This window comes from Rhizobium sp. 768_B6_N1_8, from assembly GCF_051811225.1.
Taxonomy (GTDB): domain Bacteria; phylum Pseudomonadota; class Alphaproteobacteria; order Rhizobiales; family Rhizobiaceae; genus Rhizobium.
Map to the genome: position 1 here is coordinate 2,078,638 of NZ_JBPWPV010000001.1, position 14,643 is coordinate 2,093,280.

The following is a 14,643-nucleotide window of genomic DNA, read 5'->3' on the forward strand; positions in this document are numbered from 1 at the left end:
GGGCCTATACGGCCAGCGAGCGTATATCCTTGGCCACGTCGGCGAGATCATTGTCGAGCTGGTGATCGCGCCCCGGCAGCGAGCAGAGGACGGCATCCGGGATCGCCCTGGCGTAAGCCTCAATATGGGCAAACGGCACGGTGTCATCCTCGCTGCCGTGATAGATGAGCACGGGCAGCCCCTCCGGCAGGCTTTCGGAAAAGTCGTCGCGCCCGGTGATCTCATTGCTCTCCCATCCGCCGCTCCCCATGAAGGGCGGCGCGATGAGGATGACGGCGCCGGGCTCGAATGCCGGCCACTCTTCGGCAAGTGTGTGGAGAAGCACCGTGCCGCCGAAGGAATGGCCGATCAGGATGGCGCCGTCTTCGAGGGTCTGGAACTCGGCGACGACTGCGGCTTTCCAGGCCTGATAATGCGGGTCCGCTTCATCGGGCATGCGGGGATAGCGGATGGCATAGGCCTCGCCGAGTTCGCGTGCGAGGCTGTCGACGAGCTTGTTGTCCCACTGGTCGTGGGTTGTTTCGCCGGCGCCCTGGATGAAGAGGATCTGTGTTGGCATGGGTAATGTTCCCGTTGTGACCGTCAGGGAGATGGGTCGTTACGGGAACAGGGCAAGGGCCTCGACCACCCGTCCTTCGGCCCACGAGGAGGGAGATCGACGGGCATGGGATTCGCCAGCAGATGCCACTGGCCTCGGCGGTGTCGTCGAAGACAGCTGGCGCCAGAACCGGACAAGCGCGTGCCTCACTTTCCGGGCGCTACCGCCTTCCACCGACGCGGCGCATATCCACAACGCGGCCATCACGCTGCCGTATGGAAATCTCGAACCGGCTGTTGCCTCTGCGGGCCCGATAAACGAAGAAACGACCACGGCAGTCGATCCGCCTGACGTCCCTGAAACCGCGGCTGCGGAGCAGCCTCTCGCCCTGACTGCAGGTAATCCCTCTGCCACTGTTGAGATTGGTGCCGACGCTGATGGAGATCTGGGTCTGCGCGCTTGCTTCGGTCGGCACGGATATTGATGAGACCGACAGGCCGACAGCCAGCGCGAGTGACAGAAACAACGATGATCTGGACAAGGCATCCTCCCTTGGATAACGGGGTCTGAATACACCATGCTCGTTTGCCAGCGGAATTATACAACCGTGGGGATAGGAGCGATAGAGGGTCGCGTCAGGACGAGCCGTCTCCGCTCCCCATTCGGTTAACCACAGGCATGTTGAGGACCGGCCAGGACGGGTCGAGACCCGCGGCTCGACCCTGGTCGAACGGAGGGGGCTTCCGACACACCCCCTACTCATCCATGCACCCTCACCTCGCCGCAACCACCTTCCCTCGCCTCAACACGACAGCGATCACAAACCCGCAAACCGCCGTCACCCCACCTACGAGAAACACGCTCCCGTAACCCGCCCGATCCGCCAGCACACCCGCCAGCGGTCCGGTGAGCCCGTAAGCCAGATCCTGAAAGGCCGAAAATCCGCCGAGTGCCGTGCCGCGCAGATGCGGTGCCACGAGATGCACGACTTCACGCCCCATGGCGGGAAAGATCATCGAGCAGCCGAGGCCGGTCATGAAGGCGCCGATCAGGGCGACGGTGGGATCGCCGGCACTCCAGATCAGCAACTGGCCGATGGCCTCGACCGCAAGCGAGACGACGGCGACCGCTAGCCCGCCGTAGCGATCCGGCAGGTGGCCGAAGAGCAGGCGCACCAGCACGAAGCCGCAGCCGAAGGCGGTCAGGCCAAGGCCTGCATGATCCCAGCCGAGATCGCGGAAATAGAGGGTGAAGAAGGAGCCGATCGCGGCAAAGCCCATGCCCTGCAGGCAGACGATCAGCCCATGCACCCAGATGCGGCCGATGACGGCGGCAAGCGGCGGACGCTCCCTGCCCGGATGGGCGGCAACGGCGGGCACGCTACGGATTGCGGCAAGCCCCAGCAAGGGCAGCACGGCGCTGACGGCCATCGTGCCGGCAAAGCCGAGATGGTCGAGCAGCAGCAGCCCAACAGGCCCGCCGAGGCCGAGCGCACCGTAGATCGCCGCACCGATGAGCGCCAGCACCCGGCCGGAACGCTGCGGCCCGACAAGCCCGATACCCCAGGCAATGATGCCGACGGCGACGAGGCTTTCGCCAAGCCCGATCAACAACCGCCCGGCAACGAGGATGGCGAAGGCCACGGTCGGCGCCTGCAGCGAGAGCCCCGCGGCGAGCGAGATCAGCGCGCCCGCCACATAGAAAAGCAGGCCGCGCTGCACGGCAAGCTTGGCGCCCCTGCCATCTGCAAGCCCGCCGGCATAGCTGCGGGTGAGGATGGTGGCGAGAAAGGCAATGCCGACGCCAAGGCCGGCCCAGCCATTGCCGAGACCAAGCGCGCCGGTCACGAATACGGGCACGACCGGAAGGGCAATCGCAACGCAGAGATAGGAGATGAAGAGGATCGCGGTCAGCAGGTAAAGCCGGGCCTGCTCGCGATCATCAGTAAGACGGAAAGCCATGAAAACCTCCTGGCTATTCCCTCGTCTGACGGGCACAAAAAAACGCACTCCGACCGGCGAGGATCGATAAGTGCGTTGCTTGACGTCAAACGCTTACGGCCAGAGGACTGGCATGGGTTGCCAGATACGGGATATGCGGGCGGGTGTCAACGATGGCTGTGCCGCCACACCACCCGCTTCGTCCTCTCCTATGTCGGACGGCGGTACCCCGCTATCGTCCTGATACGGCCTCTATCAGCGCCCGCCTCATGAAGAGGCTTATGGGTGTCGCCGTATAGGGTGCAAAAGGCTCACATGGCTTGTACCCGCCGCGGCGATATAGCTGTTGTGCTTCGATGTTGCGTGTTCCAACTTCGAGCAGCATGGCCTGCGCTCCGAGCGTCAGCGCCTGAACTTCCGCTCGCCGAAGCAGTGCCATACCAATACCGGCACCCCGCACACCGGCATCCACAATCATGCGCTTCAGCTCCGTAGTGCCGTCACCTCGCTCAAACAGCACGCAAAGTCCGACTGCTCTGTCAGCAAGACGCGCGATGAGGACATACGTGCCCGGTTTTGCCAGCGACTCCGCGGTGATCGGCCGACGGTATTCACCCGGATAGAGCGCCGCGGCGACAGAATCCGACTGCGACAGAAGCGCCGAGACTTCGTGCTGCAGCGCAGGTTCGATATTGACGGCAACTTCAGACATCACGCCAGCACTCACCTCGTCAACATCACACAAGCGCAGGTGAATACGGCTGCCGTAGCTTGTCAACAAGCTCGATACCCAGAGCTGAAACGCCGCCCCTATCAGGCCATGAGCGGCGTCACATCATCCCAGACGAAGACGAGGTTTTCCGATCGCCAGACCGGGCCGGGATCGATGAATTCGCCGGCAAGATCGCCATCCAGCGCCCGATAAAACGCAATCGCCGCCACATTCCCCTTCACGACGCCGAGCGCAGCTCCCCGAAACTCCCTCGCCTTGAGATGCTGCGCCAGCCGCGCAAGCAGCGCCCGGCCTATGCCGCGGCGCTGGCTGTCCGGATCGACATAGAGAAATTTGATTTCGCCGCGATCCCCAAAGATCGGCTCCGAAGGTCGGCCGGCGGCGCCGATTCCGACGATCTGCCCGTTCGCTTCGGCAATCAGCACCATCTGGTCGGCGTCGGCAGACGCGAGCTTCTCTCGCCAGCGCTGACCGCGATAGGCTTCGTCGAGCGTCGCGTGGGCCAAAGCCGGCGCAAGGGTTGCGTAAGTATGCCGCCAGACCTTCGCATGGAACTCGGCAATCGACTGAGCGTCGGCGATGCCTGCGACTCTGATCGAAATATCATACATTTCCCGCCTTATCCTTGCCGGACAATCCGCCCGATCGTGACCGCATACCGGCGCCACTATTCCAGGCAGCCCCTACCCGATCACCTACACCAGCGCCGGCAACAACCCCACCTAACCGGATTTCACCGTACCTGCATTGAACCTGGAGCGATCGACGAGAACATCCCTCTTCTGCCCCCACAACAGGCCGGCAACGAGGTTTCTCGCCTTGATGCTTTCGAGCTCCAGCCGGCGCAACTGCTTGCGCACCTTGCTGAGCGGCAGGAAGACCAGGTCCTTTTCCGGGCGCACGAAGTCGGCGCTCTCGGCTTCGTCCTCCAGAAACCGCTGCTGGATGACGGGCGCCGGCTCGATCTGGTAGGCGGCAAGCCAAGAGCGGTGCCAGAAATGCGCATCGATCAACGAATAGGTGGTGGTTTCTGCAAGCATGCGTTTTGCCGCCTCGGGGCCGATGACATAACCGGCCAGCCCCACGCGGTTCTGATAGACGCGGGTCGCGCCAAAACGGCCGGCCTCGTCCTGCCATGCGGGCTTGCGGTTGAGGATATGGCGCCGCGGCGCGAATTCGAGATCGTAGACGCTGTTCCACGCATCGTTGCGGGCTTCGATATTGGCGAGGACGGCGGCGATATCGTCTGACAGCACCGCATCGTCTTCGAGGATGAGCATCTTCGCGCCATGCGCGATCACCGCCTGCCAGGCCTTGCGGTGGGACAGGAAGCAACCAATGTCCTGCCGCCGCGTCGGGCTCGGCCAGTTGCTGGCAGCCGTCTGGCATTCTTCGGCCGTGAGATCGGCAGCTTCGAATGCGTCGAGAAACTCGAAGGACAGGCCGAGTGCGGCCAGCTGCCGGATCTGGAAGCTCCGCCGAACCTCCTCCGCCTTGCGGCTGATGATCAATATTCTCAAGTGAACTCCCTGGCGCCCGATGCCTGCCCCGTCAGCGCAAGCATATAACCGTGTTCCGATGCAAGCAAAAGCGCGGAATTCGCGAGCAGATGGCACCGGCCGAAGCGAGTTCGTGGCCGCTTCGCGCGACAAGCAGAGATGCCGTTTTGGCGGTGTGCTGGTTGCGGTGCTTCCGCGGGTGTAAACTGCCGGCACTGTTGCATGTTCATGCAAGGCAACGATGATGAGTACCCCCGCACTCGACCGGAAGCTGCTCGCGATCCTGGCGGCGGATATGGTAGGCTACTCGAAGGCGATGGAGGCCGATGAGGCCGGCACCATCAGGCGACTGAAGGCCATCCGCGCCGACCTGATCAATCCCGCAATTTCTGAGCGCCATGGCACCGTTATCAAGCTGATGGGCGACGGCACGCTTGTCGCCTTCGACAGCGTGGTCGATGCGGTTGCCTGCGCCGCGGAGTTCCAGAATAGCGTGGCAGCGCGCAACGCCGACCTGCCGGAGCCAGAGCGCATCATCTTCCGCGTCGGGATCAATCTGGGCGATGTGGCCTTGGTGGATGGCGACCTCTACGGGGATGGGGTGAATGTCGCCGCGCGGCTGGAGCATTTGGCCGAGCCGGGCGGCGTGATGGTGTCGGGGACGGCATACGATCATCTCCAGGGCAAACTCGACTGGCCGCTCGATTTCGCCGGCGAGCAGCAGGTCAAGAACATCAGCCGCCCGGTGCGGATGTATCGGCTGAGGCTCGACGGCAAACGGGCGCGCCGCCTGGTTCTCGGAATGATACCGCACTGGGCCGGAACGGCTGCGGCGGCAATCATTGCGGTTGCTCTGGCGGGCGGTGCGGCCTGGTGGTTCCTGCAGCCCGAACCTTTGAGCGGCAAGCCGTCGGTGGCGGTGCTGCCCTTCGACAATTTTGGCGGCGACGAGGCGAGCGGGCGTCTGGCCGATGGCCTGACGGAGGACATCATCACCGACCTCGCGCGGTTTCCCGAATTCGAGGTGGTGGCGCGCAATTCGACGGAAGTTTTTAAAGGCAAGCCGGTGGATGCCCGCCAGGTAGCAACTGCACTCCATGTCGGCTTTGTGCTGGAAGGCTCGATCCAGCGGCAGAGTGGCCGGGTCCGGATCACAGCACAGTTGATCGATGCAAACACCGGCCACCATCTCTGGTCGGAGAATTGGGACCGGCCCGCCGAGGACGTGTTCGCCGTTCAGACCGAAATCGCAGAGCAGGTCGCCAACCGCCTCGGCGGCGGCGTGGGACTGATTCAAGAGGCCGGGCGCGCCGCAGCCAAACGCAAACGGCCTGAAAACCTGAATGCCTATGATTATTATCTGCTCGGGTCCGAGAAAATTGAAAAGCTCACCAAAGCCGATGAGGACGAGGCCATCACGTTTCTCAACCGCGCCATCGAGCTGGACCCAGGGCTGGCACGGGCCTGGGTAGAACTTTACCATGCGCATGAAATATTGAGTTTGTTTGGCGTCGATCCCGAGAGCAACCGCAAGGCGGCCGACGATGTGGCCGAACGCGCGGTGCGGCTTGATCCGAGCGACGCCGAAGCACATGCGGTGTTTGGCATGAGCCTTGCCAACAAAGGCGACATGGGCCGCGCCAAGTCTGAGCTGGACACGGCCCTTCGCCTGGCGCCGGGTTCGTCCGAAATCCTGACTTTCTATACCGGCTATGCAGCACGCTTCGGCGAACCCGAACGCGGCGCTCAAATGGTCGACCAGGTAAAGCGGCTCGACCCGAACTATCCGATGTGGACATCCAACTTCTTCTCACCCGCCTATTTCATGGCGGGCCGATATGAGGACGCCGTGAAGATGCTCGAACGCATGACGCCTGACAGCTACCAAAAGTGGACCTGGGTGGTGCGCAGCAGCTCGCTTGCGGCACTCGGTCGAACCGACGAGGCGAATGCTTCGGCAAGCGAAGCCCTCAAGCAGCACCCGGACCTGACTGTGGAGGGCATGATCAATGAACCCGGCCTAAGCTCAATAGAACGCAGCCGGTTCATAGAGACGATGCCGTTAGCCGGCTTCCCGGCATGCGCCAAGCCCGAGGTGCTGGCGAAACTCGCCAGACCTGTGCGGCTGCCGGAATGCGAGGCGGCGAAAGCGGACCCTGCCGGGCAGCCATAGAACAGCCCTCTGCAATGCGCTTGCGAGGCGCAAGCCGCCTGCCCTCACTGCGGATAAAGGGTCGAAACGCGCCCGGCGAAATAATAGGCGACGATGCCGATCCATTCCCGCAGGCCCGTTGTCAACAGGTCGGCATTGTCGATCGGATGGCCGGCCGACAGCGTCAGGCCCTGTTTTCCAGTCGTACGGTAATCGGCGACCCAGGGCGTGACGTTCATGCCCAGATTGCGGAAGATTGCCACCGCCCGCGGCATGTGGAAACCCGATGTCACGAGCAGGCAGTTGTCGAGGTTCAGCCGCTGCAGGATCGCCCTGGTATTGATGGCGTTCTCATAGGTATCGCGCGACTCCGCGTCATATTCGACACGGGCCGGGTCGATATGGAAATCGTCGAACATCCTGCGGATGATATCCGCTTCCTTGACGTAGCCGCCGGTGAGACTGCCATCGCCGCCCGACATGATGATCCTGGCATTGGGATAGACGCCGGCCAGCCGTACCGTTTCGATATAGCGATCAGCCGCGTCATCCAGGTTGTAGCCACCGCGCACGCCATCGACCTTTGTCGCGATCCCGCCGCCGAGCAGGACAATGCAGGCGACATCGGCAGGTGCGGCCGGCCGCGGAAAACGATCCTCCAGCTCCTGCACGATCAGCGCACCCGATGTGGTGTAAAAGCTCACGAAGATGAGCGTGAGCGACAGGAGCCCGGCCGCGATAGCGAGCCGCCGGATACGGAAGATCATCAAGACGACGCTGAGCGCGATCAGCAGGAAGCCGATCGTGACGGGTTGGGACGTGAGCCAGAAAACCTTCGCGAAGAAAAACATGGGCGTGCCGGTATCCTACTGAAATGCGGCCACGAAAGCCTATTCGTGGATTCGGGGCAAGTCTGGTTTTTGGGAGACGTTCTGCCTTCTCCAGCCGATCAGGTCAATTGATGAGGCGAGTGGCGCGTAAGTCCCACTCCTCATTTCCGCTTCGCCGCTCGCCGCACGAATTTACGGCCGCATTTACAGTAACGTACTTCCCCGGCATGCGCGTGGTGTGTTTAGGACGTGTGCAGCAGAGGAGCGCAGACATTGCGCCCGCCGGCGTTCGGCATCGTATATGCGCCGGAGCCCCCGCCATGGCGAGTGCCATGATAGGTGGTATCGGGTTCGTCGCGCGGCTCCTCGGCGCCATCGAGGATCGGAAACGGAGGGGTTTCTGTGAGACATCATCACGAAGACAGTCCGAAACATGCGAGGCGCACGCCCGCCGGACCGCCGCAAAGTTTCAAGCGACCTGCGGCCATGCTTGCCGCTACGGTATCGCTTTTCATCGCCTCGGCATCCCTTGGCAACCTCCAGGCCGCCGATCTCGTGATCGCCGTGCCGAACTGGCCGTCGGGACAGGCGACGGCCAATATCCTGAAGGTCGCGATCGGCAAGAACTTCGGCCTCGAGGCCGACCTGCGCGAGATGGGAGAACTCAATGCCTTCTCGGGGCTGGAATCCGGCGAGCTCGATATCCACCCGGAGGTCTGGCGGCCGAACCTCGATGCGGCAATCGAAAAATATGTCGATGAGAAGAAGGCGGTGGTTCTGGCCAAACGCGCCGTTGCCGCCTGGCAGGGCCTCTGCGCCACCGAGGACGCCGAAAAGGCTGGCATCAAGAGCGTCAAGGATCTCTCGGATCCTGAAAAGGGCGCCCTGCTCGATACCGATGGCGATGGCCGCGGCGAGCTCTGGATCGGAGCGGCAACCTGGACCTCGGCGAGCATCGAGCGGGTGCGCGCCTTGAGCTACGGTTACGCCAGCAACCTCACGCTGGTGGAGGCGGAAGAGGATGTCGGCATGGCAGCCGTCGATGCAGCTGTCGCCACCGGCCGGCCAATGGTCTTTGCCTGCTATGCGCCGCACAATGTCTTCGAACTGCACAAGGTGACGCGGCTGGAAGAGCCGGCTTACGATCCCGCACGATGGAAGATCGCGCCCGGCAGCGATCCGCTCTGGATCGAGCATTCGAAGGCCGATGTCGCCTGGCCGCCATCGGAATTCCACATCGCCTGGTCGACGTCTTTCGGTGCCAAACATGCTGACGTCGCCGCCTTCCTGGAGAAGGTCGATCTGACGCCTGAGGAAGTGACTGCCATGACCTACGCGCTGCAGGTGGAACGGACGCCGCCCGCCGATTACGCGGAAAAATGGGTGGCCGAGAATGCCGCCCGCATCAAGGGATGGGCAAAACCATGAACCGGACATTGCAGAAAGCTGCGCTGACCGCGCTGGCGCTTAGCCTCGCCGCCTATGTCGCCCTTGCGGCCGGCACGCAGATCTACGATCCCAAGACGCGCCAGTGGGTCGATTACGACAAGAATACGGCGCGCAAATATTTCGCCCGTAACAAGCAGGTTCCGGATGCCTTCCGCCGGCAGGTCGTGACCTTCCGCACGGCGGAGGAGCCTGGCACGATCATCATCGACGGCAACCAGCATTTTCTCTACCTCGTGCAGCCGGGCGGCCAGGCGATCCGCTACGGCATCGGGGTCGGTCGCGAAGGCTTCGGCTGGGCCGGCATCGTGCGCGTGGGGCGTACCGCCGAATGGCCGACCTGGACCCCGCCCGCCGAGATGGTGGCCCGTGACCCGAATGCCGCCAAATGGGCGGCCGGCCAGCCGGGCGGCCCCGACAACCCGCTCGGAGCCCGCGCGCTCTATCTCTATGCCGGTGATGCCGACACGATCTACCGCATCCACGGCACGCCGGAATCCTGGTCGATCGGGCTCGACGTATCCTCGGGCTGCATTCGCATGAACAATGACGACATCATCGATCTGCACTCGCGGATAAAGGTCGGCGCCAAGGTCATCGTCCTGATGCAGGGCGCGGCCCTCTATAAAGGCGTCTGAAACGGGGGAATTAGTATGCGCATGTCCTTGAAGAGCCGGCCGCTCCCGGCCCTGTTCCTTTGCTCGCTATCGGCACTTGCCGCCTGCCAGTCGGCCCCGCCGCCCGACCAGATGTCGCGCACGGCGGTCGAGACCGCTCCTGCCGACCTGCAGCTGCTCTGCGCCGATGCCGCCGCCAAACAGGCCGGTCTCGACAGGGCGAAAGTCCTGCCGACGAGTTCGCGCCCGGTCGAAGCCGGCGGCTTCACCGTCGATCTCGACGCCTCGGGCCGCAAGTTCGCCTGCGTCATCGACCGCACGGGCGTGGTGAGGAGCGTTCAGCCCGCGTAAGCGCGGGCCGCTCCCAGCGCCCGCTATTTTATCCCGCCGAAAGGTGAGAGCCCCGATGCCTGCTCGTCGATTTGATATTGCGGGCGATCGACGGGTTGCATGTCCATACCGTTCTCTTTTGAAGATTGTCGGGACTGTCGGGCAATCGTCAAAAAAGAACGGTATGGTAGCAATACGCATCGGGTCTGCAGCGCGTTCATTTTCTCGGGACTGTCTATCTGAGGAGGAAGGTAAATGCCGTTTGTAGAATCTCAGGTCAACACGTTCACGATCAATTCCCAGTACAGTACTGTGACCACACAGCTGCCGGGCGGCGGATGGGTGATCACATGGGCCTCCACTCTGGAGGATGGCAGCGGCACCGGCGTCTACCAGCAGGTCTTCGACGCCACAGGCGCCCCCTCCGGTCCTGAAACCCGCGTCAACACCTTCGTCGAGGGCAATCAGGAAATGCCGGCCATCGCGGCCCTTGCCGATGGCGGCTGGGTGATCACCTGGGGAGACCAGGGGATCTCCACGCCCGGGGTCTATCAGCAGGCATTCAACGCGGACGGCACGCCGCGCGGCAGCGAGACCCACGTCAACACTTTTGAAGGCGCCGGACAGGGGTCGCGGTCGGTCATGGGGCTAGCCGATGGAGGCTGGGTCGTCAGCTGGCTGTCGGTAGGCCAGGACGGTTCCGGATACGGGATCTACCAGCAGGCCTTCGCTGCCGACGGCTCCAAGATCGCCGGAGAAACCCGGGTCAACACCCACACCGATGGAAACCAGTGGCTGGGCTCGATGGCGCCACTCGATGGTGGCGGCTGGGTCGCCACCTGGTCATCGCCCGGGCAGGACGGTTCCGAAACCGGCGTATTCCAGCAGATCTACAATGCCGACGGCACGCCGCACGGCGGGGAAACCCTCGTCAATACCTACACCAATTCCTATCAGGACAGCCCGACCGTGCTGGCACGCGACGGCGGTTGGGTCGTCATCTGGGAATCGAATGGCCAGGACGGTTCGAGCGGCGGGATCTATCAGCAGGCCTATAATGCCGACGGAACACGGCTCGGCACGGAGACACGCGTCAATACCACGACGGACGGCAACCAAGCCTATCACGGCTCCGCAGCATTGGGCGACGGCGGCTGGGTGGTGATTTGGCTTTCGGGCGACGACGGCCATATCATGCAGCAGGCCTACAACGCGAACGGGACGCCGCAAGGCGGCGAGGCCCAGGTCGATACCGACGGGATATATGCATCGAACCAGAAGGTGACGGCTCTGGCCGACGGCGGCTGGGTGGTGACCTGGACGGTGATGGGATTCACCGACACCTTCTACCACGTCTACCAGCAGGCGTTTAACGCCGACGGGACGAAAAACGGCGATGAGGCGCTCATCAACGCGCTGACCCACAGCTATAAGGATATACCCCAGGTGGCGGCGCTCGATGACGGCGGCTGGGTCGTCAGCTGGGCGTCCGACAGTGATTATACCGATGTCCAGGGATATGACTCCGGCATCTTTCAGGTCCGCTTCGATACCGACGCCCATGCGGTGGAACTTCCGAGCAACCGCATCTACGGCACCTATCCCGACAAGAACCTCGTTGGCACGGCCGGCGACGACGCCATATATGCAAGCTCCGGCAACGATACGCTGACAGGCCTTGCGGGCAATGACCATCTGGACGGAGGATACGGCCACGACCGGATGACGGGCGGCCTGGGCGACGATACCTACATTGTCGATACCTCGGCCGACAGGGTCGTGGAGCTGGCAGGACAGGGTACCGATACGATCCTCGCCCAGGTGAGCTATTCGCTGGGGGCCAATGTCGAGAACCTCGCCTTTGTCGCGGAGGGTAACCTGTATGCGAGCGGCAACGCGCTCGCTAACGTCATCACGGGCAATAGCGGCAACAATACGCTCGGCGGCGCTGCCGGAAGCGATACGCTTTCCGGTCTCGATGGCAACGATTATCTCGATGGCGGGGCAGACAATGACAAGCTGGACGGCGGCTCCGGCGATGACATACTCGCCGGCGGTACCGGCGACGACACCATGGATGGCGGGGATGGAAACGACAAATACAAGGTCGACAGCGCCGGCGACGTCGTCCACGATACCGGTGACAGCATCTGGGATTGGAACGATATCATCTATTCCACGGCCGAAACCTATTCGCTCGCGGGAACCGGCGCTGAAACACTGATCCTTCAGGCGGGCGCCGTGACCGGGATCGGCGATAGCGGCAACAACCAGATATCAGGCAATTCTGCAGCCAATACGCTCGTCAGCGGCGGCGGCAGTGATGGCCTGGCCGGCGGCGGCGGCGCTGATATTTTCGTCCTCGCCGCACCCAGCGCATCGAACTTCGCTTTCATCAACGATTTTGGCGCGGACGATTTCCTGGCGTTCCAGTCCAGCGATTTCCAGGGCATGACCACGTCCACCCTGGATTTCCATGTCGGCAAAACCGCCATTGGCACAGACGCCCAGTTCTACTTCAACACCTCCGACCGCACGCTCTACTGGGACGATGACGGCACCGGAGGAGACAGCGCCGTCAGAGTTGCCACATTCAACGGAGCCTATGTCCTGCAGTCCGGCGACTTCCTGTTCGCCTGACTTCCTGTTTGTTTGATCAGGCGCCGACGCAACATTCGTGGCCCCGCCGGCTCTGCTCTCCTATTTGAACTCGTCATAGAGCGAGAGAAGCGAGGCCTGCTCGGCAATCGTCGTCTTGATCGTTTCCGCCATTGCCGGCTTCTTGCTCTCCGCGTCCATCGCCTCCTGGAAATTCTGCAGGGCTTCCTTGGAAGCCTCCAGTGCCTGCTTCTGGATACGCTCGGCCATGTCGGCATCGAGATGGCCGACCTTGAGCGGCAGAAGGATCTTCAGGCCCTCGATGATCTCATTCTTGTCGACCGCCCCCTTGCCGGTCGGATCGAAGGTCGACCAGCGTTCTTCGGCGGCATCGATATCGAAGATCCTGTTGTCGGCATCGGCCAGCCGTTTTTGAGCGGCCATGTACTCGTCCTTGCTCATCAGCCCGTCGCCATCGATATCGGCATCGTCGAGCGTCTGCTGGGCGGTGCGATCGTAAAGTTCGGCCAGTAGCTGATCATCCGTTTTTGCCGGAACCGTATTCACCAGCTCCCCGGTTGTCTTTTCGTATTTCCCCTCGCCAAAAACACTGACGGAGACTCTGGGCATATAGCTGAACAGGTTGCGGGTTGAATTATCGGAGCCGACGATCACGGTGTTTCATCCTTTTGTTTGGCGTGTGGATGCGCGCAAACTGGAAAGCAGAACTTGCTTGAAACTGGCCGAAAGCGGGTATCTGCGCCTTGTGTTACAACTGTAACGAAATTCCCGGAGAGGGGCTATTCTCCTGCCCGCAGGACCGAGGGATAGGCAGCACTGCCCTCCCCGCCAAGCCGCTCCAGCATGATATCGATCAGCGCCCGCACCTTGGCCGGAACATGCGGCCCCGGCGGGCGCACGACGTAGATCGCGCCCTCATCCAGATAATAATCGACAAGCACCGGCACGAGCGTGCCCTTGCGGATCTCATCGGCGACGATGAAAGACGGCAGCTCCGCCACGCCGAGCCCCGCGAGCGTCCAGCTCAGATGCACCTCGGCATTATCGGTCAGAAGCCGCCCGTTCGGGCGGATCGACACCATGCGCTCGCCGACACGGAACTTCCATTCCGGAATATGGCGCCCGGAATAGATGATGCAGTCATGCGAAAGCAGGTCTTCGGGCCTCCCCGGGCGGCCATGGCGGGCGATATAATCGGAGCTGGCGACGATGAAGGGCCTGACCGGCGCGATGCGGCGCGCAATCAGCGAGGGGTCGCGCAGCTCGAAGAGCCGGATCGCCGCATCGTAATGCTCGCCGATGAGATCGACGGCGCGGTCGGAAAAGGACACGTCGAGCTCGAGGCGCGGATGGCGGCCGGCGAGCTCGGTCAGGATCGGGCCGAGATAGCGCTGGCCAAAAGCAAGCGGTGCGGCAAGCCTCAGACGCCCGGTGACATCGCCGCCGGCATAGGTGGCGACCGCATCCCGCGCTTCCTCGAGTTCGGCCAGGATGCGCCCGCAGCGCAGCTTGAATTCAAGCCCGGCCTCCGTTGCGCTGATGCCGCGCGTGCTGCGGTTGATCAGCTGCGCGCCGAGATCCGTTTCCATGCGCGCGATGCGCCGGCTGACGATCGACTTCGAGACGCCGAGCTGCTGGGCGGCGCGGTTGAAGCCGCCGCTTTCGACCACCGCCACGAAGCTTCTGATATCATCCAGGTCGATCATCTGCGTTCCACTGAGCGCAACACCCTGTTGACGGAAGCGGGCATTGTGCCGCCCTTGCCCCCGCTCTAACCTGCCACGACTCTATTCAGCCTGATGGCTACTATCATGACGGATGTGGTGTCGCCAATGGCGGCCGCGAGGTGGATGCGCGCTCAAAAACGGCGCGCGCCCACAACGGGAAACTATTGTCTCAAGCAAACTATTGCCCCCGCTGAAACATATGGGCCGAAATA

14 protein-coding genes are annotated in these 14,643 nt (G+C 62.7%); 6 read left to right on the forward strand and 8 right to left on the reverse strand.

From position 1 onward, the window contains the following. Positions 1–4: 4 nt before the first annotated feature. Positions 5–559: an alpha/beta hydrolase gene (locus tag AB8B33_RS10650; protein WP_439015336.1), complete on the reverse strand. Its 555-nt coding sequence runs from the start codon at positions 557–559 to the stop codon at positions 5–7. Here AB8B33_RS10650 and AB8B33_RS10655 point away from each other — a divergent pair. After that, complete coding sequence (locus AB8B33_RS10655; RefSeq protein WP_439015337.1) at positions 558–1,022, forward strand: hypothetical protein; 465 nt, start codon at positions 558–560, stop codon at positions 1,020–1,022. The genes AB8B33_RS10650 and AB8B33_RS10655 overlap by 2 nt on opposite strands. Before the next feature lie 289 nt (positions 1,023–1,311). On the opposite strand, the gene AB8B33_RS10660 is transcribed toward AB8B33_RS10655, so the two are convergent. From AB8B33_RS10660 to AB8B33_RS10675, 4 genes are all read right to left on the reverse strand, one after another. Continuing rightward, positions 1,312–2,499: an arabinose transporter gene (locus tag AB8B33_RS10660; RefSeq protein WP_439015338.1), complete on the reverse strand. Its 1,188-nt coding sequence runs from the start codon at positions 2,497–2,499 to the stop codon at positions 1,312–1,314. A gap of 211 nt (positions 2,500–2,710) precedes the next feature. Next, positions 2,711–3,259, reverse strand: a complete 549-nt coding sequence (locus AB8B33_RS10665; RefSeq protein WP_162748054.1) for a GNAT family N-acetyltransferase — start codon at positions 3,257–3,259, stop codon at positions 2,711–2,713. 32 nt (positions 3,260–3,291) lie between these two features. Then, positions 3,292–3,822, reverse strand: coding sequence for a GNAT family N-acetyltransferase (locus tag AB8B33_RS10670; RefSeq protein ID WP_113323846.1), 531 nt, complete (start codon positions 3,820–3,822; stop codon positions 3,292–3,294). 111 nt (positions 3,823–3,933) lie between these two features. Next, positions 3,934–4,731, reverse strand: coding sequence for a glycosyltransferase family 25 protein (locus tag AB8B33_RS10675; protein WP_439015339.1), 798 nt, complete (start codon positions 4,729–4,731; stop codon positions 3,934–3,936). Positions 4,732–4,954: 223 nt separating this feature from the next. Between AB8B33_RS10675 and AB8B33_RS10680 the strand changes: the two genes are divergently transcribed. After that, positions 4,955–6,883, forward strand: a complete 1,929-nt coding sequence (locus tag AB8B33_RS10680) for an adenylate/guanylate cyclase domain-containing protein (RefSeq protein WP_439017227.1) — start codon at positions 4,955–4,957, stop codon at positions 6,881–6,883. A 44-nt stretch (positions 6,884–6,927) separates the two neighbouring features. Here the strand turns inward: AB8B33_RS10680 and AB8B33_RS10685 are convergent, their stop codons facing one another. Then, positions 6,928–7,713, reverse strand: coding sequence for a YdcF family protein (locus tag AB8B33_RS10685; RefSeq protein ID WP_439015340.1), 786 nt, complete (start codon positions 7,711–7,713; stop codon positions 6,928–6,930). A gap of 465 nt (positions 7,714–8,178) precedes the next feature. Between AB8B33_RS10685 and AB8B33_RS10690 the strand changes: the two genes are divergently transcribed. From AB8B33_RS10690 to AB8B33_RS10705, 4 genes are all read left to right on the forward strand, one after another. Beyond that, positions 8,179–9,120 carry an ABC transporter substrate-binding protein gene (locus AB8B33_RS10690; RefSeq protein ID WP_439017228.1) on the forward strand — a complete coding sequence of 314 codons (942 nt, stop codon included), beginning with the start codon at positions 8,179–8,181 and terminating at the stop codon, positions 9,118–9,120. Then, on the forward strand, positions 9,117–9,776 hold the full coding sequence (locus tag AB8B33_RS10695) for a L,D-transpeptidase (RefSeq protein ID WP_162748055.1): 660 nt from the start codon (positions 9,117–9,119) through the stop codon (positions 9,774–9,776). The genes AB8B33_RS10690 and AB8B33_RS10695 overlap by 4 nt, the downstream gene beginning before the upstream one ends. 15 nt (positions 9,777–9,791) lie before the next feature. Continuing rightward, positions 9,792–10,106 carry a hypothetical protein gene (locus tag AB8B33_RS10700; protein WP_439015341.1) on the forward strand — a complete coding sequence of 105 codons (315 nt, stop codon included), beginning with the start codon at positions 9,792–9,794 and terminating at the stop codon, positions 10,104–10,106. A 234-nt stretch (positions 10,107–10,340) separates the two neighbouring features. Continuing rightward, positions 10,341–12,725: a calcium-binding protein gene (locus tag AB8B33_RS10705; RefSeq protein WP_439015342.1), complete on the forward strand. Its 2,385-nt coding sequence runs from the start codon at positions 10,341–10,343 to the stop codon at positions 12,723–12,725. Between the two features lie 60 nt (positions 12,726–12,785). On the opposite strand, the gene AB8B33_RS10710 is transcribed toward AB8B33_RS10705, so the two are convergent. After that, positions 12,786–13,358, reverse strand: coding sequence for an EF-hand domain-containing protein (locus tag AB8B33_RS10710; protein WP_439015343.1), 573 nt, complete (start codon positions 13,356–13,358; stop codon positions 12,786–12,788). 125 nt (positions 13,359–13,483) lie between these two features. After that, positions 13,484–14,410, reverse strand: a complete 927-nt coding sequence (locus tag AB8B33_RS10715) for a LysR family transcriptional regulator (RefSeq protein WP_439015344.1) — start codon at positions 14,408–14,410, stop codon at positions 13,484–13,486. Between the last annotated feature and the right edge of the window lie 233 nt (positions 14,411–14,643).

Coding starts and splice junctions, on each gene's coding strand:
- AB8B33_RS10650 (WP_439015336.1), bottom strand. CDS start 559: ATGCCAACACAGATCCTCTTCATCCAGGGCGCCGGCGAAACAACCCAC.
- AB8B33_RS10680 (WP_439017227.1), top strand. CDS start 4,955: ATGAGTACCCCCGCACTCGACCGGAAGCTGCTCGCGATCCTGGCGGCG.
- AB8B33_RS10655 (WP_439015337.1), top strand. CDS start 558: ATGGGTAATGTTCCCGTTGTGACCGTCAGGGAGATGGGTCGTTACGGG.
- AB8B33_RS10700 (WP_439015341.1), top strand. CDS start 9,792: ATGCGCATGTCCTTGAAGAGCCGGCCGCTCCCGGCCCTGTTCCTTTGC.
- AB8B33_RS10690 (WP_439017228.1), top strand. CDS start 8,179: ATGCTTGCCGCTACGGTATCGCTTTTCATCGCCTCGGCATCCCTTGGC.
- AB8B33_RS10685 (WP_439015340.1), bottom strand. CDS start 7,713: ATGTTTTTCTTCGCGAAGGTTTTCTGGCTCACGTCCCAACCCGTCACG.
- AB8B33_RS10670 (WP_113323846.1), bottom strand. CDS start 3,822: ATGTATGATATTTCGATCAGAGTCGCAGGCATCGCCGACGCTCAGTCG.
- AB8B33_RS10660 (WP_439015338.1), bottom strand. CDS start 2,499: ATGGCTTTCCGTCTTACTGATGATCGCGAGCAGGCCCGGCTTTACCTG.
- AB8B33_RS10695 (WP_162748055.1), top strand. CDS start 9,117: ATGAACCGGACATTGCAGAAAGCTGCGCTGACCGCGCTGGCGCTTAGC.
- AB8B33_RS10705 (WP_439015342.1), top strand. CDS start 10,341: ATGCCGTTTGTAGAATCTCAGGTCAACACGTTCACGATCAATTCCCAG.
- AB8B33_RS10715 (WP_439015344.1), bottom strand. CDS start 14,410: ATGATCGACCTGGATGATATCAGAAGCTTCGTGGCGGTGGTCGAAAGC.